Annotated in this window: 15 protein-coding genes; 7 read left to right on the top strand and 8 right to left on the bottom strand. The window is 65.9% G+C overall.

Annotated elements, in window-relative coordinates; genetic code table 11:
* Positions 1-171: 171 nt before the first annotated feature.
* The 4 genes from AB6806_RS15635 to AB6806_RS15650 form a co-directional block, all read right to left on the bottom strand.
* Positions 172-1,209, bottom strand: coding sequence for an ABC transporter substrate-binding protein (locus tag AB6806_RS15635; RefSeq protein ID WP_142022282.1), 1,038 nt, complete (start codon positions 1,207-1,209; stop codon positions 172-174).
* A 104-nt stretch (positions 1,210-1,313) separates the two neighbouring features.
* Positions 1,314-2,096: an inositol monophosphatase family protein gene (locus tag AB6806_RS15640; protein WP_112763898.1), complete on the bottom strand. Its 783-nt coding sequence runs from the start codon at positions 2,094-2,096 to the stop codon at positions 1,314-1,316.
* Entirely contained in the window at positions 2,096-3,115 is a 1,020-nt protein-coding gene (iolG, locus tag AB6806_RS15645) for an inositol 2-dehydrogenase (RefSeq protein ID WP_370954897.1), read from the bottom strand. The genes AB6806_RS15640 and iolG overlap by 1 nt, the downstream gene beginning before the upstream one ends.
* Before the next feature lie 39 nt (positions 3,116-3,154).
* Positions 3,155-3,955, bottom strand: a complete 801-nt coding sequence (locus AB6806_RS15650; protein ID WP_142022283.1) for an SDR family oxidoreductase — start codon at positions 3,953-3,955, stop codon at positions 3,155-3,157.
* 330 nt (positions 3,956-4,285) lie between these two features.
* On the opposite strand from AB6806_RS15650, the gene purU reads away from it, so the two are divergent.
* From purU to AB6806_RS15675, 5 genes are all read left to right on the top strand, one after another.
* Positions 4,286-5,149 carry a formyltetrahydrofolate deformylase gene (purU, locus tag AB6806_RS15655; protein ID WP_038364511.1) on the top strand — a complete coding sequence of 288 codons (864 nt, stop codon included), beginning with the start codon at positions 4,286-4,288 and terminating at the stop codon, positions 5,147-5,149.
* Positions 5,150-5,359: 210 nt separating this feature from the next.
* Positions 5,360-7,147 (top strand): peptide ABC transporter substrate-binding protein, encoded by a 1,788-nt coding sequence (locus tag AB6806_RS15660; RefSeq protein WP_038364513.1) that lies wholly within the window; start codon positions 5,360-5,362, stop codon positions 7,145-7,147.
* A 150-nt stretch (positions 7,148-7,297) separates the two neighbouring features.
* A complete protein-coding gene (locus AB6806_RS15665; RefSeq protein ID WP_038364515.1) occupies positions 7,298-8,257 on the top strand; it encodes an ABC transporter permease in 960 nt (319 codons plus the stop codon).
* Positions 8,223-9,164, top strand: coding sequence for an ABC transporter permease (locus AB6806_RS15670; RefSeq protein WP_038364517.1), 942 nt, complete (start codon positions 8,223-8,225; stop codon positions 9,162-9,164). Before AB6806_RS15665 ends, AB6806_RS15670 begins: the two co-directional genes overlap by 35 nt.
* A gap of 18 nt (positions 9,165-9,182) precedes the next feature.
* On the top strand, positions 9,183-11,033 hold the full coding sequence (locus AB6806_RS15675; RefSeq protein ID WP_112763901.1) for an ABC transporter ATP-binding protein: 1,851 nt from the start codon (positions 9,183-9,185) through the stop codon (positions 11,031-11,033).
* Positions 11,034-11,124: 91 nt separating this feature from the next.
* Here AB6806_RS15675 and AB6806_RS15680 read toward each other — a convergent pair whose 3' ends face one another.
* Positions 11,125-11,640 (bottom strand): YqhA family protein, encoded by a 516-nt coding sequence (locus AB6806_RS15680; RefSeq protein WP_051988187.1) that lies wholly within the window; start codon positions 11,638-11,640, stop codon positions 11,125-11,127.
* Positions 11,641-11,876: 236 nt separating this feature from the next.
* Here AB6806_RS15680 and AB6806_RS15685 point away from each other — a divergent pair, with 236 nt between their 5' ends.
* Positions 11,877-12,962, top strand: coding sequence for a YeiH family protein (locus AB6806_RS15685; protein WP_142022475.1), 1,086 nt, complete (start codon positions 11,877-11,879; stop codon positions 12,960-12,962).
* 59 nt (positions 12,963-13,021) lie between these two features.
* Here the strand turns inward: AB6806_RS15685 and AB6806_RS15690 are convergent, their stop codons facing one another.
* The 3 genes from AB6806_RS15690 to AB6806_RS15700 all read right to left on the bottom strand — a co-directional run bounded on the left by AB6806_RS15690 (position 13,022) and on the right by AB6806_RS15700 (position 17,729).
* Positions 13,022-15,061, bottom strand: a complete 2,040-nt coding sequence (locus AB6806_RS15690) for an NAD(+) synthase (protein ID WP_142022284.1) — start codon at positions 15,059-15,061, stop codon at positions 13,022-13,024.
* A 173-nt stretch (positions 15,062-15,234) separates the two neighbouring features.
* Positions 15,235-16,251, bottom strand: a complete 1,017-nt coding sequence (locus tag AB6806_RS15695; RefSeq protein ID WP_142022476.1) for an NAD-dependent epimerase/dehydratase family protein — start codon at positions 16,249-16,251, stop codon at positions 15,235-15,237.
* Between the two features lie 128 nt (positions 16,252-16,379).
* Positions 16,380-17,729, bottom strand: a complete 1,350-nt coding sequence (locus AB6806_RS15700; protein WP_370954898.1) for a nucleotide sugar dehydrogenase — start codon at positions 17,727-17,729, stop codon at positions 16,380-16,382.
* Positions 17,730-18,067: 338 nt separating this feature from the next.
* Here AB6806_RS15700 and AB6806_RS15705 point away from each other — a divergent pair, with 338 nt between their 5' ends.
* Positions 18,068-19,732, top strand: a complete 1,665-nt coding sequence (locus tag AB6806_RS15705; RefSeq protein ID WP_370954899.1) for a GMC family oxidoreductase — start codon at positions 18,068-18,070, stop codon at positions 19,730-19,732.
* Positions 19,733-19,756 lie beyond the last annotated feature (24 nt).

Below are 19,756 nucleotides of genomic sequence, written 5' to 3' on the forward strand. Positions count from 1 at the left end.
TGATACGGTTCGACCGATACCGCCGTGGTCATCCCGGACGCAGCGAAGCGGAGATCCGGGATCCATGCCTGAACTTTTATCGCAAGCGCTCTGGCATGGATCCCGGGTCAAGCCCGGGATGACGGGGTATTTCCGAGGTCGAGTTCCCCAGATCGCTTTGGAAGTGCCGCCTTACTTCGGCAGCGCCTTCACTTCCTTGTCCCACTTCGCGAGCAGGCGGTTGCGCTCGGCCGAGGAGCCGTATTTCACGAAGTCGTAGTTGATGAGCTTCATCTCGCTCATCTTCGGGGCCTGGGCCGGCACCGGCGCGTTCTTGTTCGACGGCACCTGATAGGACTTCGCGGGAGCGCCGAGCGCCTGGGCGGCCGGGGTCAGGGCCCAGTCGTAGAACTTCTTGGCGTTGTCGAGATTGCGCGCGCCCTTGACGATCGACATCGAGCCGATCTCGTAGCCCGTGCCCTCGCAAGGCGCGACCGGCTTGATCGGGTCGCCCTGCACGGCGAAGACCACCGCGTCATGGATGAAGACGATGCCGACCGCCGTCTCGCCGAGGCTCGCGGCCTTGGCCGGCGCGGCGCCCGACTTGGTGTACTGGCTGACGTTCTTGTGCAGGGCCTTGAGGTAGTCGAAGCCCTTCTCCTCGCCCATGAGCTGAACGACGGTGGCGAGCAGGTTATAGGCCGTGCCCGAGGAGTTGGGATCGGCGACCTGGACGTCGTCCTTGAGCTTGGCGTTGAGCAGATCGGCCCAGCATTTCGGCTCGGGGATGCCCTTCGCCTTGATCTGCTCGGTGTTGAAGCCGAAGCCGAGCGCGCCGGCATAGATGCCGATGGTGCGCTTGTTGGCGGCCTTCCACTGATTCAGCGCCCAGTCGTTGAGGTCCTTATTCGCGGGCGATTCGTATTCGGTCGTCAGCCCTTCCTCGGCGGCCTGCAGATGCGGGTCGCCGGTGCCGCCCCACCAGATGTCGCCGCGCGGATTCGAGGACTCGGCCTTGAGCTGCGCATAGATCTCGCCCGCCGATTTGCGGGTCATCGCGACCTTGATGCCGGTCTCCTTCTCGAAGGCGGTCGACATGGCGCGGCACCATTCCTCCTGGACGCCGCAATACATGACGAGCGACCCCTGAGCGCGGGCCGGTGTCGCGGCAAAGGCCGCGGTGGCGATGGCGGCGAAAAGCCCCGCCTTGAGCCAGGATTTCGACTGCATGATAACCTCCCTGATTGTGTGGACCGGCCTCTTACGTCCGGTTTTTGTGATTGTCGTGAAAGTGAAACGACTTGGCCGAAAAGGTCAACGATATAGCGTGCCGGCTAAACGATCCCGGTGATCTCCTTCAGAGCCGGCGCCAGAGCCGGCGTGCAGCACAGGATCGGATTGCCCTTGGCGATGCCTTCGCCGGCGAAGAAGTCATTGATATGGGCGCCAGCCTCCGAGGCGATGACGATGCCGGCCGCGACGTCCCAGGCGTTGATGTGCAATTCGGCATAGGCGTCGCTGCTGCCGTTCGCGACATGGCAGAGGCCGAGCGTGCCCGAGCCGCCGCGCCGGACCGCCGCACCCGCCGCATAGCTGCGGCCGATGGTCTCGACATAGCGCTGCGCCGGGATACGGGTCGACCATCCCAGCTCGACCGAAGCGCGGGCGATGTCCGCCCCTCCCGAGACCTTGATCGCATCGCCGTTGAGGGTCGCGCCGGCGCCGCGCCGGGCCGCATAGACCTCGCCCAGCGCCGGCGCCGCGACGACGCCGATCTCCGGCACCCGATCCGCCAGAAAGCCGATCGAGATGCACCAGTTGCGGTCGCCATGGGCGAAATTCGCGGTGCCGTCGATCGGATCGAGAATCCAGACCGCGTCGGAGGCCTGGCCGCCGCCCTCCTCGCCGATGACGGAATCGTTCGGGAAGAGCGCGGAGAGGCGCTGGCGCAGGAAATCCTCGACCTTGCCGTCCGCGATGGTCAGCCAGTCCTGCGCGCCCTTCATGGTGGTGCCGAGCGATTCACGCTTGCTGAAATAGCCCAGCGCCAGATGGCTCGCCTCGGCCGCGAGGCCGAGCGCCGCGTAATAGCGCAGATCGCGTTCCGCCGGGGTCATCAGTTCGCTCCCAGATCGACGCGGACGGGCTTGCCGGTCTGCGCCGACTCGGTCGCGGCATCGGCGAGGATCTGCGCCTTCAAGCCATCGAGGCCGGTCGGAGACGGCGCGGCCTTGCCGTGGCAGGCAGCGATGAAGGCGTCGAGCTCGGCGCGATAGGCCGCGGCATAGCGCTCCAGGAAGAAGTTCTGCACCGGATCGGCGCGGAAACCCTGCCCCGTCGCGATCTCGACGGTGGTCTCGTGGATGTTGCCGGCGCGCAGCATGCCCTGCGAGCCGTGGACCTCGATGCGCTGGTCATAGCCGTAGGTGGCGCGGCGCGAGTTCGAGATCTGGGCGATCTTGCCCGAGGCCGTCTTCATGACAACGGCGGCGGTGTCGACATCGCCGGCCTCGCCGATCGCCTTGTCGACGAGGGCGGAGCCGAGCGCAAAGACCTCGACCGGCTCCTCGGCGAGGAGGAAGCGCGCCATGTCGAAGTCGTGGATCATCATGTCGCGGAAGAGCCCGCCGGAGCGCCTGACATAATCGACCGGCGGCGGCGAGGGATCGCGCGAGATCACCGTGACGATCTCGATCGCGCCGGCCTCGCCCGCGCGCAGGCGCTTCTCCAGCGCCGCAAAGTTCGGATCGAAGCGGCGGTTGAAGCCGATCATCAGCGGCTTGCCGGATTTTTCGACCGTGGCGAGGCAGCGGCGGATGCGGGCGGCGTCGAGATCGACCGGCTTCTCGCAGAACACGGCCTTGCCGGCGGAAACCGCCTGCTCGATCAGGTCGGCATGGGTGTCGGTCGGGGTGCAGATCAGCACGGCGTCGATCGCCGGATCGGCGAGAATCGCCTCGGTGCTCGCAACCTTCGCGCCGGTGGCGGCAGCGAGCGAGGCGGCGGCCTCCGGCATCGCGTCGGTGACGGCGACAAGCTCGGCATCGCCCCGCGCGGCGACGTTCAGCCCGTGAATGCGCCCGATGCGGCCGGCGCCCAGCAATCCGATCTTCATGGTGTCTTCAAGTCCCGTCATCGTTTCCGCAGCCGTCCTGCAGCGATCCGCCCCGGAGCGCTAGTCATGCGCGCCGAGAATATTCTGGTCGAAATCGATATTGGCTCCGGTCATCAGCCCGGATTCGTCGGAAGCGAGATAGGCCACCGCCTTGGCGACCTCGCGCGGATCGATCAGCCGGCCGAAAGGCTGGGAGGCCGAAGCTTCCTCCAGCCAGCCATCCTTGGCGTCGTGGCGCAGCTTCATGATCGCGTCTTCGCCCGGCGTCGCCATCCAGCCGATATTGAGGCCGTTGCAGCGGATGCGGTGCTTGATGAGGCCGTAGGCGACGTTCTTCGTCAGCACGCCAAGCGCGCCCTTGGAGACGCTGTAGGCGGAGAGGAAGGGCTGACCGCCATGGGCCGACATCGACTGGATGTTGACGACCGCGCCCGCAATGCTCTGCCGGCGCATCAACCCGGCCGCATCCTGGATCAGGAAGAAGGGCGCCCGCAGATTGACCGCCATGATGCGCTCATAGAGCGCGGGCTCGGTGTCGAAGATCGTGCCGCGATCGGTATCGCCGGCGGCGTTGACGAGAATGTCGAGCCGCCCGAAGGCCTTTTCCGCCGCCGGGACGATCTGCCTGACGGCGTCGAGATCGGCGAGATCGACACGGTGGAAGAGCGCCTCGCAGCCCGCCGCGCGCAGGCTCGCGGCGACCGCCTCGCCGCGCGCGGCATTGCGCCCGGTCAACAGGATGGCGCGGAGGCCGCGGCCGGCGAATTCATGGGCGATCGCCTCGCCGAGCCCCTGGCTGGCGCCGGTGACGATCGCGACCCGGCCCTCGAGGCTGCGGCTGAAACTTGCGGCTTGCGGCACCTGCGCCGGCTCCCTGAAAACGGCAGAAATTTTTTAGTTCCACTTTTGTTGGAATAAACATTCCATTTTCGGAGAGGCCAAGTCAAGACGACGCGGAGGCCGGCGCTTGACAAGATCGGCCCGACGCGGTGTTGCAGAGGTGCGGCCATGGCACGGTCGCGCTGGAACGGTTCCCCACGCCCATGACGGCACCAGCCCCGACGAGCCCGGCCAGAGCCGGCACCCGCCCGGCCAACGGCCGAGGTTGACGGCAGCGCGTCGCGCGCCGCCCGTCCCATCGCCATCCCCCGTCATTCCTGCCGAAGGGCCGCCGAACCGGCGGCATCAGCCATGCTCGAACACATCTCCATCCTCACCCTGTCCTGCCCCAACCGGCCCGGCATCGTCGCGGCGGTCTCGACGCTGCTGTTCGAGGCCGGCTGCAATATCCTCGATGCCCAACAGTTCGACGACACCGAGACCGGGCGCTTCTTCATGCGCGTCGTCTTCAACCGGCTGGAAGGCAGCCAGCCGCACGAAGCCATCGCGGCCGCCGTCGACGGGCTCGCCGAACGCTTCGCGATGCAAGCCAGCCTGCGCGAGGTCGGGCGGAAGAAGCGCGTGATGCTGCTGGTCTCGAAATTCGACCATTGCCTGGCCGACCTGCTCTATCGCTGGCGCATCGGGGAACTGCCGATGGAGATCACCGGCATCGTCTCGAACCATGCGCGCGAGCATATCGCCTCGACCGATCTCGGCACGCTGCCGTTCCACCACATGCCGGTGACGCGCCAGAGCAAGATGGAGCAGGAAGCGGAGATCTGGCGCCTGATCCAGGAGACGAAGACCGACCTCGTCGTCCTCGCCCGCTACATGCAGATCCTGTCCGATGGATTTTCAGCCAAGCTCGCCGGCCGCTGCATCAATATCCATCACTCGTTCCTGCCCGGCTTCAAGGGCGCCAAGCCCTATCACCAGGCCCATGAGCGCGGGGTCAAGCTGATCGGCGCCACCGCGCATTACGTCACGCCCGATCTCGACGAAGGCCCGATCATCGAGCAGGACGTCGAGCGCATCTCGCACCGCGACACGCCGGAAGACCTCGTCCGCAAGGGGCGCGACATCGAGCGCCGCGTCCTGGCCCGGGCGGTGCTCAACCATTTGGAAGATCGCGTGCTCCTCAACGGGCAAAAAACTGTCGTCTTCACCGACTGATTCGCACAAAATTGCACAACCGGCGCGGTTCGGCGAAAAAACTCCCGTAGCCCGGGAATGTCAGCCGGCTAGCGCGGGCAAATCCGGAATTTGCACCGCGCTGCACAGTTGACGCTTTCGTTGGCACATGCCTTGCTGAGGCCGCAACCATAACAATGGCGCCAGAGCGCCGGGGATGCTTTTTGTTTTTTTTAAGGTGGAGGCAATCCGATGAAAGACCAGGAAATCCGCGGCCTGATCGCGGATGTGAAGGAAGGCACGCTGTCGCGACGCTCCTTCATCCAGAAAATGGCGGCAGTCGGCATCGCCGCTCCGATCGCGAGCCAAATTCTCGTCTGGAACGACGTGGCGATGGCGAATGCCACGCTCGAATACAAGCCGACCAAGGCCGGCGGCGGCGGACCGCTCAAGATCCTGCTCTGGCAGGCGCCGACCCTGCTGAACCCGCATTTTGCCTCGGGCACCAAGGACCAGATCGCCTCGCGCATCTTCTATGAGCCGCTCGCCGGCTGGGACAAGGAAGGCAACCTCATCCCCTGCCTCGCCGCCGAGGTGCCGACGAAGGCGAATGGCGGCCTCTCGGCCGACGGCCTGAGCGTCACCTGGAAGCTGAAGCCCGGCGTGAAATGGCATGACGGCAAGCCGTTCACGGCCGACGACGTCGTCTTCACCTGGGAATACGCCAAGGAGCCGGCGACCGCCGCCTACACCACGGGCTCCTACACCAACATCAAGGTCGAGAAGGTCGACGATCTCACGGTCAAGGTGATCTTCCAGCAGCCGACGCCGTTCTGGGCCGACCCCTTCGTCGGCACCGTCGGCCAGATCCTGCCGAAGCACCGCTTCGGCGATTATGTCGGCGCCAAGTCGCGCGAGGCGCCGGACAACCTGAAGCCCATCGGCACCGGCCCCTACAAGTTCGTCGACTTCAAGCCGGGCGACGTGCTGACCGGCGAGCGCAACCCCGACTACCACATCAAGAACCAGCCCGCCTTCGACACGCTCGAGGTCAAGGGCGGCGGTGACGCGGTCTCGGCGGCGCGCGCCGTGCTGCAGACCGGCGAATACGACTATGCCTGGAACCTGCAGGTCGAGGACGAGGTCCTCAAGCGCATGGAGACCGGCGGACGCGGCAAGGTCAGCACGGTTCCCTCGGGCGATATCGAGTTCATCATCCTGAACCCGACCGATCCGTGGACCGAGGTCGACGGCGAGCGCTCCAGCGTCAAGACCAAACACCCGACGCTGAGCGATCCGAAGGTGCGCGAGGCGATCAACCTGCTGATCGACCGCGACTCGGTCCAGAAGTTCATCTATGGCCGCGGCGGCATCGCGACGGCGAGCTTCGTCAACGAGCCCAAGCAGTTCAAGTCGACCAAGCTCAAATACGAGTTCAACATCGACAAGGCCAACAAGATCCTCGACGAGGCCGGCTGGAAGAAGGGCTCCGACGGCATTCGCGAAAAGGACGGCAAGAAGCTCAAATACGTCTTCCAGACCTCGATCAACGCCCCGCGCCAGAAGACCCAGGCCATCATCAAGCAGGCTTGCCAGCGCGCCGGCATCGATCTGGAGCTGAAGTCGGTCACGGCCTCGGTGTTCTTCTCCTCGGACGTCGCCAACCCCGACACCTACACCAAGCTCTATGTCGACATGGAGATGTACACGACCACGCAGCCGCAGCCCGATCCCGAGCGCTTCCTCAACCAGTTCGTCTCCTGGGAGATCGCCAACAAGGAGAACAAGTGGCTGGGCCGCAACGTCTCGCGCTACTCGGATCCGGCTGCCGACGAGGCCTACAAGGCCGCCCAGAAGGAGCTCGACCCGGCCAAGCGCGCAGCCCTGCTGATCAAGGTCAACGAGATCTTCTGCGAGGCCAACATCATCCTGCCGCTGCTCTCGCGCACCCGCGTCGCCGCGGCGGCGAACAACGTCATGCACGACCATTCCGGCTGGGACGTCGATACCTGGAACATTGCGGCCTGGTATCGCAGCTGAGCTTGAAAACGCCCTTCACGCAGTCTTTCGCTGTGTGAAGGGCGACTGCATCGGCTTGCCCCTCCTGTGCCAAAAGTGCAGGAGGGCTTGCCGATTGCTACCGGCGTTCAGTCCGCGGCCCGGCCGCGCACGCAAAGAGAAACAAACTTCATGGCGACATATCTGATACGGCGGCTTCTTATCGCCATTCCAAGCCTGCTCGGCATCAGCCTGATCCTGTTCACGGTCCTGGCGCTCGCGCCGGGCGATCCTTTCTCGGAGATGGCGACGAATCCGAACGTGCCGCCTGAGGTGCGCGAGGCCATCCGCGCCAGCTTCGGCCTCAACGACCCGATTTTCGTGCGCTATCTGCGCTGGCTCTCCGCCATGGCCCAGGGCGACTGGGGCTTCTCCTTCGCCAGCCGCATCAATGTCGACCAGCTCATCCTGCAGCGCCTGCCGACCACGCTGTTCGTCGTCGGCTCCTCGCAGATCCTGGCGCTGTGCGTCGCGCTGCCCGTCGGCATCTACGCCGCGACGCGGCCCTATTCCGTCTTCGACCAGATCGCCAACACGCTGGCCTTCATCGGCTTCTCGCTGCCGACCTTCTTCACCGGCCTGCTCTTCATCCTGCTGTTCTCGGTGACGCTCGACTGGTTTCCCTTCGTCTACCGCTCCGACATCGCCGCGACCGGCTGGCGCTGGTATTGGGAGATGTTCCGCCAGGCGATCATGCCGATCACCGTGCTCGGCCTGTTCCAGGCAGCGTCCTATACGCGCTATGTGCGTTCCTCGGTGCTCGATGTGATCCGGCTCGACTATGTCACCACGGCCCGCGCCAAGGGCCTCAGCGAGCGCAAGGTCACGCTGCGCCACATCACGCGCAACGCGCTGATCCCGGTGGTGACGCTGGTCGCGCTGCAGATGCCCGCCGTGTTCGGCGGCGCGCTCGTGACCGAGCAGATCTTTCGCGTGCCGGGCATCGGCTCGCTGCTGATCGACGCAATCCTCGCCAACGACACCCCAGTCATCATGGCCGTGACCTTCGTGTTCGCCTGCCTGGTGGTCCTGTTCAACCTCATTGCGGATGTTCTTTATGGCTGGCTCGACCCTCGCATCTCCTTCAGCTGAACCGGCCGTGGCGGCGCGCGCCACCACGGCGGCGGTTTCGCCGGGGCGCGAGACCTGGCGGCGCTTCAAGCGCCACCGCCTCGCCGTGGTCAGCAGCTTCATCCTCGGCTTCCTGATTCTCGGCGTGGTCGTCGGGCCCTGGCTGTGGCCGGTCGCGATCAACGACATCGACTTCACGGCGCAATTGCAGGGACCGTCCTTCGCCCACCCGCTCGGGACCGACGATCTCGGCCAGGATATCCTGGCGCGCATGATGTATGGCGGGCGCATCTCGCTCTCCGTCGGTCTCGCGGCCATGGTGGTGGCGACCTTCGTCGGCGTGATCATCGGCGCGCTCGCCGGCATGTCGCGCAAGGTCGCCGACCCCGTTCTGATGTGGGTGACGGACCTGTTCCTGTCCCTGCCGCAGCTGCCCCTGCTGCTGCTCGTGATCTATCTCTTCCGCGAGCAGCTCAAGGCGCTCTTCGGCGTCGAGGGCGGCGTCTTCGTGCTGATCGTCGTCGTCATCGGCGGCCTGCGCTGGATGCCCGTCGCCCGGCTGGTGCGGGCGCAGTTCCTGTCGCTGCGCGAGAAGGAATTCGTCGAGGCGGCTCGCGCCCAGGGCGCGACCAAGCTCAGGCAGATGTTCGCCCATATCCTGCCCAACGCGCTCGGGCCCGTCATCGTCGCGGCGACGATCGAGGTCTCCGCGGCGATCATCGCCGAATCGACGCTCTCCTTCCTCGGGCTGGGCTTCCCGCCGGACATCCCGACCTGGGGGCGCCTGCTGTTCGACGCCAAGGACCATCTCGATTCCGCGCCGCACTGGGCGTTGTTCCCCGGTGCCGCGATCTTCCTCACCGTGTTGTCGATCAACTTCATCGGCGACGGCCTGCGTGACGCACTCGACCCGCGCCGCGTGATCTGATCCAGAGAAGGACCTGACATGACCTCCCCGATCCTCTCCGTTTCCAACCTGACCACCTCCTTCCGCGTGGAGGGACAGTGGAAGTCGGTCGTCCGCAACATCTCCTTCGACATCAAGCCGAAGGAGACCCTGGCGGTCGTCGGCGAGTCCGGCTCCGGCAAGAGCGTCACCGCGCTCTCGATCATGCGGCTGACCCCGCCCGGCTCGAGCAAGATCGAAGGCTCGATCAAGCTCAACGGCAAGGAGCTTCTGACGCTGCCCGACGCGGATATGCGCCATATCCGCGGCAACGAGATCGCGATGATCTTCCAGGAGCCGATGACCTCGCTGAACCCGGTGCTGACCATCGGCTTCCAGATCGCCGAGGCGCTGATCCTGCATCGCGGCCTGTCGCGCTCCGAGGCCGAGGCCGAGACGATCCGCCTGCTGGAGAAGGTCCGCATCCCCGCCGCGAAGTCGCGCTTCCACGAATATCCGCACCGCTTCTCGGGCGGCATGCGCCAGCGCGTGATGATCGCGATGGCGCTGGCCTGCAAGCCCAAGCTGCTGATCGCCGACGAGCCGACGACCGCGCTCGACGTGACCATCCAGGCGCAGATCCTGGAGCTGATCAAGACGCTGCAGGACGAGGAGGGCATGTCCGTCCTCTTCATCACCCACGACATGGGCGTCGTCGCCGAGATCGCCGACCGCACCGTCGTCATGTACAATGGCGACGAGATCGAGACCGGCCCGACCGAGGACATCTTCGCCCGGCCGCAGAAGCCCTACACCAAGTCGCTGCTTTCGGCCGTGCCGAAGCTCGGCTCGATGATCGGCAAGGCCCGGCCGATGCGCTTCCCGGTCGTCGACCGCGCCACCGGCGAATCCGACGTGCCGACCGAGACGCCCGACACCGTCCAGGCGGCCGAGCGTCCCGTCCTCGAAGTCGCCGGCCTCACCACCCGCTTCGAGATCCGCGGCGGCCTGCTCTCCTCGGTCAAGGGCCGGGTGCATGCGGTCGAGAACGTCTCCTTCAGCCTGAAGGCCGGCGAGACGCTGGCGCTGGTCGGCGAATCCGGCTGCGGCAAGTCGACCACCGGCCGCTCGGTGATGCGCCTGATCGAGCCGCTCACCGGCTCTGTGCTGCTCGACGGCGTCGACGTGCTGAAGCTCAACCAGCATGACCTGCGCGAGCAGCGCAAGCGCATGCAGATGATCTTCCAGGACCCCTTCGCCTCGCTCAATCCGCGCATGAATGTCGGGACCGCGATCGCCGAGCCGCTGCTGATCAACAACCTTGCCAGCCGCTCGGAGGCGCGCGACAAGGTGGCGGACCTGCTCAAGCGCGTCGGCCTCTCGCCCGACATGGCCAACCGCTTCCCGCACGAGTTCTCGGGCGGCCAGCGCCAGCGCATCTGCATCGCCCGCGCGCTCGCGGTCGAGCCGCGCCTGATCGTGGCCGACGAAGCGGTCTCGGCGCTCGACGTCTCGGTGAAGGCGCAGGTGGTCAACCTGATGCTCGACCTGCAGGCGCGCATGGGGCTGGGCTATCTCTTCATCTCGCACGACATGGCGGTGGTGGAGCGCGTCAGCCATCGCGTGGCGGTGATGTATCTCGGCGAGATCGTCGAGATCGGCCCGCGCGTCTCAATCTTCGAGAACCCGCAGCACCCCTACACCAAGCGCCTGCTGGCCGCCGTGCCGGTCGCCGATCCGGCCCGGCGCCTGATCAAGCGCCCGGTCTCGAACGACGAGATCAAGAGCCCGGTCCGCGCCCCCGACTACGAGCCGCCGGTGCGCCAGTACCGCGAGGTCTCGCCCGGCCATGCCGTGATGATCTGGGGCGAGGAATGGGAGAAGAAGGACCCGGCCGCGATCGCGGCCTGAGCCCTTCCAAGATCGAGACGATCAGCCCGCGGCGCGAGCCGCGGGTTTTTTGTTGGGGTGTGGCCGCTGCTTCAGCGGTCCTCGATTGGCCCTAATGCTTTGGCGGCTCAGCCTCTCCGACGCGATCCGCGATCGCCATGAGCAGCATCGTCAGCGCAAAGCCCAACATGATGGCGATGAGCCATCCGAGCTTCGTACTATCCGCGCTGTTCTCGATATCCAGGAACCACTCCAGAACGTTCACCGCCGCGATGGCGACGATGGATGCAAGCAGCCTTTGCTTCAGACCCGAAAACCCCACATTTGCCAGGCTGGTTGGCCAGGCCGGGCGTTGCTGGACGTCGATCGGCGCCAAGAAATTCTCGTAGCTCGAGCAGATCACGATGACGATCAGATTTGCCGTCAAGGCAATGTCGACGAGCTTCAAGCTGCCGACAATGATTTCGGACGGATCGGACATCCGGGCGCTCGTGAAAAAATCGAACAGCTTCAGCGCGAAATTGAAGAGCAGCGCCGCGAGGGTGAGGATCAGGCCAAGGAGAAAGGGCGCCAGGAACCAACGGGAATTTGCGATGATGGCTTCGAGCGTCAAGCGCAAGCGATTCATGACGAACTCCCTGTGGCTTCTGCCCCCGGGCGAACATTGTGAAAGCTGAATTTGCCAGAATGGCTCGGTCACGCCAATCGGAAGGTGTTGCCGAAGCGCCCTGCATCGGCTCCGCAAACACGCGCAAGCGGGCCAATCGTTCGGCCCGATGAAACGGAATGATCGCAACAATGCGATAGACAGCATAATTCTTCTCCGATTAGGTCCGCGGAGAAGAAGGTTCTCCCATGGCCGATATGCGCTCCGTCACTCCGTTGCCCGCGCCCTCCCCTTCAGCGCTGAGGGGCCTGGGGCGAATCCTGCCCGGCCTGGGGCTCTGCGCCGGCATCAGCGCGATCGCCTTCGCGCTGGAGCATCTCGAGGCCTTCGCCACGGGCCGCGCCTGGCTTGAAGCCCTGGTGCTGGCCATCCTGATCGGCACCGCTGTCCGCACGGTCTGGACGCCCTCCGAAATGTGGCGCGCGGGCATCGCCTTCTCGGCGAAGACCGTTCTGGAAATCGCCATCGTGCTGCTCGGCGCGTCCTTGAATGTCGCGATGATCATCGCCGCCGGACCTGCCTTGATTGCCGGCATCGCGGCGGTGGTGTCGGTCGCGCTCGTCGTCAGCTTCGTGCTCGGCCGGGCGCTGGGGCTGCCGAAGCGCATGGCCGTCCTCGTCGCCTGCGGCAATTCGATCTGCGGCAACTCGGCCATCGCCGCCGTCGCGCCGGTCATCGGCGCTGACGGCAAGGATGTGGCCGCCTCCATCGCCTTCACCGCGGTGCTGGGCGTTCTGGTCGTGCTCGGCCTGCCCCTTCTCGTCCCGCTCCTGAGCCTGTCCGAGACCCAATACGGCGTTCTCGCCGGGTTGACGGTCTACGCCGTCCCCCAGGTCCTTGCCGCCACCGCTCCGGTCGCGGCCGCCAGCGTGCAGATCGGGACTCTCGTCAAGCTCGTCCGCGTCCTCATGCTGGGGCCCGTCGTGCTCGCGCTCTCCATCCTGGGCCACAGGCTGCGGGACGATGTCAGCGCGACCGGCACAGGCGGCGTCAAGCCGGCGTCGCAACGCGTGGCCTTCAATAAACTCGTGCCGTGGTTCATCATCGCCTTCCTGGGGATGGCGGCGTTGCGTACGCATGGCTTCATCCCGGAAGTCGCGCTTGCGCCCATCGCCACGACCGCGACCATCCTCACCATCGTCTCGATGGCGGCCCTGGGTCTCGGGGTCGATATCCGCGTCGTTGCCAGAGCCGGCGGGCGGGTCACCGCCGCCGTCACCCTTTCCCTGCTTGCATTGGCGGCAGTCAGCCTCGGCCTCATCCGGGTGCTCGGCGTCAGCTGAGCGCCCCACCACCGAACCAAGGGCGGTCGGGCGATCCGCTCCGATCGCCGCTGCTTCGCTCAGTCCGGGATGCGCGCCCAATCGGCCAGCCACGGCGCCGCCGAAGCATCGCTCGGCGCACGCCAGTCGCCGCGCGGCGAGAGCGAGCCGCCTGACGAGACCTTCGGGCCGTTCGGCATGGCCGAGCGCTTGAACTGGCTCGTCTCGAAGAAGCGCCGGATGAAGACGCCGAGCCAGCGCTTGATCACCGGCAGGTCGTAGGCGACGCGCTTGCCTTCCTCCATATTGGGCGGCCAGGCGCCCTTGGCGGCATCGCGCCAGGCATGTTCGGCAAGGAAGGCGATCTTGCTGGGCCTGAAGCCGTAGCGCGTCGTGTAGAACAGGTTGAAATCCTGCAGCGCATAGGGGCCGACGAAATCCTCGGTCTTCTGCGCCGGCTTGTCGCCATCACCGGGCACCAGCTCGGGCGAGATCTCGGTGGCGAGGATGTCGAGCATCACATCCGAAGCCTCCGCGCCGAAGCGGCCGGACTGCGCCACCCAGCGGATCAGATGCTGAATCAGCGTCTTCGGCACCGAGCCGTTGACGTTGTAATGCGACATCTGATCGCCGACGCCATAGGTGCACCAGCCGAGCGCCAGCTCCGACAAATCGCCGGTGCCCATCACCAGCGCATTGTGCCGGTTGGCGAGGCGGAAGAGCACGGAAGTGCGCGCCCCGGCCTGCACATTTTCAAACGTAATATCGTAGACGGGCTCGCCCGCGGCGAAGGGGTGGCCGATATCGACCAGCATCTGCCGGCAGGCCGGCGTCATGTCGATTTCCTCGGCGCTGACGCCGAGCGACCGCATCAGGCGCCAGGCATTGTCCTTGGTGCCCTGGCTGGTGGCGAAAGCCGGCAGCGTATAGGCGAGGATGTTCTCGCGCGGCAGCCCGAGCGCATCAAAGGTATGGGCCGCGACGATCAGCGCCTGCGTCGAGTCGAGGCCGCCGGAGACGCCGATCACCACCTTGTCGATCCGCGTGCTTTCCAGCCGCTTGCGCAGGCCATGCGACTGGATGTTGTAGGCCTCGAAGCAGAGCTCGCTCAGCCGCGCATCGTCGCTCGGCACGAAGGGAAAGCGTTCCACGGCGCGGGCAAGGCCGAGATCGCTCTCCCGGTCCGGTTCCAGCGCGAAGTCGATGCGGCGGAAGGCGAGCTTCTCGCGGTGAACGTCGATGCTGTCGCCAAAGGTGTTCTGGCGAATGCGGTCCATCGCCAGCCGCTCGAGGTCGATATCGGCGAGGATAAGCTCCGGCTCGGCGGCGAAGCGCTCGGCTTCGGCCAGCAGCGCGCCGTTCTCGTAGATCATCGCCTGCCCGTCCCAGGCGAGATCGGTGGTCGACTCGCCCGTGCCGGCGGCGGAATAGGCATAGGCCGCGATGCAGCGCCCCGAATGGGCCTTGCACAGGGCATGGCGCCAGTCGGATTTGCCGATGGTGACGTTGCTGGCCGAGAGGTTCAGCAGCACGGTCGCGCCGGCGAGCGCGCCGAAGGACGAGGGCGGGATCGGCGTCCAGACATCCTCGCAGATCTCCATATGGACGATGAAGTCCGGGACATCGCTCGCCGCCAGCAGGAGATCCGTGCCGAAAGGCACCTCCTGGCCGCAGAGGTCGATATAGAGGGCCCCTGCCCGCTCGCCCGAAGCGAACTGGCGGCGCTCGTAGAATTCGCGATAGTTCGGCAGATAGGTCTTCGGCACCACGGCGAGGATGCGGCCGCGATGGATCGCGACGGCGCAATTGAACAGCCGCCCCTCGACCCGCAGCGGCGCGCCAACGACCGCGACGCAACGCAGGCTGCGGCTCTCCTCGACGAGTCGCGCCAGCGCCGCGCTCACCGCGTCGAGCAGCGCGTTCTGCTGCAGGAGGTCGTCGATAGCATAGGCGCTGATGCCGAGCTCCGGGAACAGGCAGAGCGAGGCGCCGCCTTCATCGGCCCGGCGCAGCAGCTTCACCGTCTCCGCGACGTTGAAAGCCGGATCCGCCACCTTCAGCCGCGGCGCGGCGCAGGCGAGGCGAACCAGGCCGTGCTCGTGGATATTCGCGAAACTCATCGAGACTCCGTTGGGCTCGGACACCGAAGACGCGGCACATCGCTTATCGCGCAGACGGCCTGTGCGGAGCAAGGCGGCCCCGGTCATGGCTGCCGCGACGCGGTCAGATGCCAGCAGTGGCTGCCTTCGATTCGCGCGACGCGATGCGGCTCGAACTGGGCCCGCCTCCCGGCTCAGACGCGGTAGAAATCGCGAAACCAGGCGACGAAGCGGGGAATGCCGACCTCGATCGGCGTATCCGGCCGGAAATCGACCGCGGCGGCCAAATCGGCCACGTCGGCATAGGTCGCCGGCACGTCGCCGGGCTGCGCGGGCAGGTGGCGCCTGATCGCCTTGCGCCCGCAGGCGGCTTCAACCACGTCGATGAAGTGCGAGAGCGCCACCGGGGTGTGGTTGCCGATGTTGTAGATGCGCCATGGCGCCGTGGATGTCGCCGGATCGGGGCGCCCGGGGTCGAAAGCCGGGTTCGCCGCCGCGGGCTGCGCGGCAAGGCGCACGATCGCTTCGCAGATATCATCGACATAGGTGAAGTCGCGGCTCATCTGCGCTTCGGCATAGACGTCGATCGGTCTGCCCTCGAGGATCGCCTTGGTGAATTTGAAATACGCCATGTCCGGCCTGCCCCAGGGCCCGTAGACCGTGAAGAACCGCAGCCCCGTCATCGGAATCCCGTAGAGATGGGCATAGGAATGCGCCATCAGCTCGTTCGCCCGCTTGGTCGCGGCGTAAAGGGAAACCGGATGGTCGGCGCCGTCATGCTCGCTGAACGGCACCTTCGCATTCGCGCCATAGACGGAACTCGAGGAGGCATAGACGAGATGGCCGACGGCATGCCGGCGGCTCGCCTCCAGCACCGAGAGAAAACCGTCGAGATTGGCGCTGGCATAGGCGCGCGGATTTTCAAGCGAGTAGCGGACACCCGCCTGCGCCGCCAGATGGATGATCGCATCGGGGCGGAATGCACCGATCGCAGCATCGAAGGCGTCATGATCGGCGATGTCGATCTGCTCGAAGGAAAAGCCGTTGCGGCCCAGCAGCCGGGCGAGGCGCGCCTGCTTCAACGCCGGGTCATAGTAGGGGACGAGCGCATCGACGCCCATGACCTCGACGCCACGCTCCAGCAGCGCCTCCGCGACATGAAGGCCGATAAAGCCCGCGGCTCCCGTCACGACGACACGGTTCAACGACAGGCTGTGATTCAACGGCGGCACTCATGAAAAGACATCGCAGCTCCTCTCATCGCAACTCGCCGGGCCTGGTGGCAAGAGGCCGGAGGGATAACAATCCTGTCCCGGACCGGTCGAACGGCATCAGGACGTCACGCCTTGATGACATTGTCCGCGAGCGCGCCGTTGCGTTCACAGGCATTGCGCGTGTCGACGACGAGGCGCGCCTCCGCAACGAGTCTCCTATAGTCGACCGCATCATGATCGGTCGCGATGAGCACTGCATCAAAACTGCCGATCGTCCCGGAAGCCAGCGCGATGGAGCGACGCCCGGCCAGGCTGCCATGCTCCCGCGTATGCGGGATGATGGGAACATGCGGGTCGTGGTAGGACGCCTGGGCGCCGCGTTGCTCGATCAGCTCGATCAGGCGCAGTGACGGGCTTTCGCGCATGTCGTCGACGTTCTTCTTGTAGGCGGCGCCGATGACAAGAATCCGCGCCCCATTCAATCCGCGCGCAAAATGCCGATCCAAACCCTGCGCCAGCCGTTCAACAACCAGATGCGGCATCGCCGTGTTGATTTCGCCGGCCAGCTCTATGAAGCGCGCGGTGATTCCGTATTCCCGTGCTTTCCAAGAGAGATAGAAGGGATCGATCGGGATGCAGTGCCCCCCCAGTCCGGGCCCAGGATAAAACGGCATGAAGCCGAATGGCTTGGTCTTGGCCGCGTCGATAACCTCCCAGATATCGATGCCCATCGCCGCATAGATCGACTTCAGCTCGTTGACGAGGGCGATATTGACCGAACGGAAGATATTCTCTGTCAGCTTGACGGCTTCGGCCACTGAGGTCGACGAGACCGGCACGGTCTGAACGACGAGTTCGCCGTACAAGGCCTGCGCTATCGCGAGCGCCTCAGGGCCGTCGCCACCGACGACCTTTGGGATCGAAGCGGTGCCAAAGCGCTGATTGCCCGGATCTTCCCGCTCGGGCGAGAAGGCCAGGTAGAAATCCGTCCCGCTTTTCAAGCCGGTACGTTCGAGGATCGGCTTGAGGACTTCCTCGGTGGTCCCTGGGTAGGTCGTGGACTCCAGCGCGATGAACTGCCCCTTCCGCAAACGTCGCGCTATCGCTTCCGCGGTCCGGACAATGAAGCTCAGATCCGGCTCGCGGTGGCGCGTGAGGGGCGTCGGCACACAGATGATGAGGCCATCGGGCTCGTCCAGCTGCGAAAAATCATCCGTGGCGAGAAAGCGCCCCGCCTTCGCTGCCCCCGCAAGATCGTCGGCCTGAATATGCTTGATGCCGGTCCTGCCCTCGTTGAGCTCGGAGACGCGGGCGGAGTTGATATCGAAGCCGAGCACCTGGAATCCGGCACGGAGAGCGGCCAGGGCGAGCGGGACGCCGACATAGCCCAGCCCGATGATCCCGACCCGGAAGCTGCGGTCCGACACGCCCTGCAGCAGTTTCTTCGCCGCCGCATCCGGCAGGATCTCAGTCATGGCGCTCATTCTCGGATCAACGGCAGCGGGAGCTTCGACGCCAGGGCCACGCCTTGCTTCCCGTCGCGAAACGGATGCATGCGAACGCCGGCCATCTCATCTTCGGCCACATCGTCGCGGCGATGACAAGTCTGCAGCGGTGGGTTCTGCAGGCAGAGCGAGACCGTTAACGCGCGTCCAGCCCGGCGGAACGCGATCCGCCCTCAGGGTCCGGGGCGCCGCAGAGAAGCAGCATGGATGTGCACAAGCACGCGCTGACACGGCGTTCCGACCTATGTCAGATTGCACATCCACTGCCGGCGAACAGGCAGGCTCGCAGCCGGATTCTTGGAAACGCCATGCCCGATACGCCTTCGACCGACCGCCGCCTGATCGGCACTTTCGACTATGTCGTCATCGGTGCGGGCTCGGCCGGCTGCGTCGTCGCCAACCGGCTGGCGGCCGACCCGAAACAGAAAGTCATGGTGCTGGAGGCCGGCGGCAAGGATGACTGGATCTGGTTCCACATTCCGGTCGGCTATCTCTTCGCCATCGGCGATCCGCGCGCCGACTGGATGTTCCAGACCGAGCCGCAAGCGGGGCTCGGCGGCCGGGTGCTGGCCTATCCGCGCGGCAAGGTCGTCGGCGGCTCGTCGGCGATCAACGCCATGGTCTATATGCGCGGCCAGGCGGCCGATTACGATGGCTGGCGGCAGCGCGGCCTCACAGGCTGGGGCTGGGACGATGTGCTGCCCTATTTCCTCAGACATGAGGACCATATCGCGCCGCCGCCCGGCGGGCTGCACAGGGCCGGCGGGGAATGGCGCGTCGAGCATCCGCGGGTGCGCTGGGCGATTCTCGACGCCATCCGCGACGCGGCCGAGGCGGCCGGCATCGCCAAGATCCCGGATTTCAACACCGGCGACAATGAAGGCTCCTCCTATTTCCAGGTGAACCAGCGGCGCGGACGGCGGCTGAGCGCCTTCAACGCCTTTCTGAAGCCGCTGCTCGACCAGCGTGACCGCAGCAATCTGCGGCTGGAGACGCGGGTGCATGTCGAGCGCATCGTCTTCGAGGAGGGCCGCGCGACCGCCGTCGAATTCACCCATGGCGCGGGCACGCCGAGCGCGGAGAAGCTCAGGGTGGAGGTGCGCGGCGAGGTGGTGCTGTCGGCCGGCGCCGTCGCCTCCCCGCTCCTGCTCGAGCGCTCCGGCATCGGCGGCGGCGCCCATCTCCAGTCGCTCGGGATCGAGACGCGGGTCGATGCGCCCGGCGTCGGCGCGAACCTGCAGGACCATCTGCAGATCCGGCCGGTCTACAAGGTCCATGGCGTCAAGACGCTGAACAGCGACTATGCGAGGCTCTGGCGCCGGCCGCTGATGGCGCTGGAATGGGCGGCGCTGCGCACCGGCCCCCTGACCATGGCGCCCTCGCAGGTCGGCGCCTTCGCCAAATCCTCGCCGGACTACGCGACGGCGAATCTGCAATATCATTTCCAGCCGCTGTCGCTGGATAGCTGGGGATCGGGCCTGCATCCCTTCGACGCCTTCACGGCGAGCGTCTGCAATCTCAGGCCGTCGAGCCGGGGCAGCGTGCATCTGCGTTCGGCCGATCCCTATGACGGACCGGTCATTTCCCCGAACTATCTCGATACGGAGGAGGATCGGCAGGTCGCAATCGATGCGCTGAAGCTGACGCGGCGGATCGTGGCGCAGGCGCCGCTCGCCCGCTTCCGGCCGGAGGAATATCTGCCGGGCGCGGCCGCCGATTCCGACGCGGCGCTGCTGGAGGCCGCCGGCAAGCTCGGCACGACGATCTTCCATCCCGTCGGCACGGCGAAGATGGGCCGCGCCGACGATCCCCTCGCCGTGCTGGACGAAAGGCTCAAGGTGCGCGGCGTGAGCGGGCTGCGCGTCATCGATGCCTCGGTGATGCCGGCCATCACCTCGGGCAACACCGCCAACCCGACCATGATGATCGCCGAGAAGGGCGCGGCGATGCTCAAGGAGGATGCGCGCCGCTGAGCGGGGCATGTCCCGGATGCGCCG

This window comes from Allobosea sp. RCC_152_1 (genome assembly GCF_041360765.1).
Lineage (GTDB): Bacteria > Pseudomonadota > Alphaproteobacteria > Rhizobiales > Beijerinckiaceae > Allobosea > Allobosea spartocytisi.

Excerpts from the sequence above, each read along its gene's own strand:
- iolG (WP_370954897.1), bottom strand. The coding sequence starts at position 3,115 with ATGACGGGACTTGAAGACACCATGAAGATCGGATTGCTGGGCGCCGGC.
- AB6806_RS15665 (WP_038364515.1), top strand. The coding sequence starts at position 7,298 with ATGGCGACATATCTGATACGGCGGCTTCTTATCGCCATTCCAAGCCTG.
- AB6806_RS15690 (WP_142022284.1), bottom strand. The coding sequence starts at position 15,061 with ATGAGTTTCGCGAATATCCACGAGCACGGCCTGGTTCGCCTCGCCTGC.
- AB6806_RS15640 (WP_112763898.1), bottom strand. The coding sequence starts at position 2,096 with ATGACCCCGGCGGAACGCGATCTGCGCTATTACGCGGCGCTCGGCCTC.
- AB6806_RS15685 (WP_142022475.1), top strand. The coding sequence starts at position 11,877 with ATGCGCTCCGTCACTCCGTTGCCCGCGCCCTCCCCTTCAGCGCTGAGG.
- AB6806_RS15635 (WP_142022282.1), bottom strand. The coding sequence starts at position 1,209 with ATGCAGTCGAAATCCTGGCTCAAGGCGGGGCTTTTCGCCGCCATCGCC.
- AB6806_RS15675 (WP_112763901.1), top strand. The coding sequence starts at position 9,183 with ATGACCTCCCCGATCCTCTCCGTTTCCAACCTGACCACCTCCTTCCGC.
- AB6806_RS15705 (WP_370954899.1), top strand. The coding sequence starts at position 18,068 with ATGCCCGATACGCCTTCGACCGACCGCCGCCTGATCGGCACTTTCGAC.
- AB6806_RS15660 (WP_038364513.1), top strand. The coding sequence starts at position 5,360 with ATGAAAGACCAGGAAATCCGCGGCCTGATCGCGGATGTGAAGGAAGGC.
- AB6806_RS15670 (WP_038364517.1), top strand. The coding sequence starts at position 8,223 with ATGGCTGGCTCGACCCTCGCATCTCCTTCAGCTGAACCGGCCGTGGCG.
- AB6806_RS15700 (WP_370954898.1), bottom strand. The coding sequence starts at position 17,729 with ATGACTGAGATCCTGCCGGATGCGGCGGCGAAGAAACTGCTGCAGGGC.
- AB6806_RS15680 (WP_051988187.1), bottom strand. The coding sequence starts at position 11,640 with ATGAATCGCTTGCGCTTGACGCTCGAAGCCATCATCGCAAATTCCCGT.
- purU (WP_038364511.1), top strand. The coding sequence starts at position 4,286 with ATGCTCGAACACATCTCCATCCTCACCCTGTCCTGCCCCAACCGGCCC.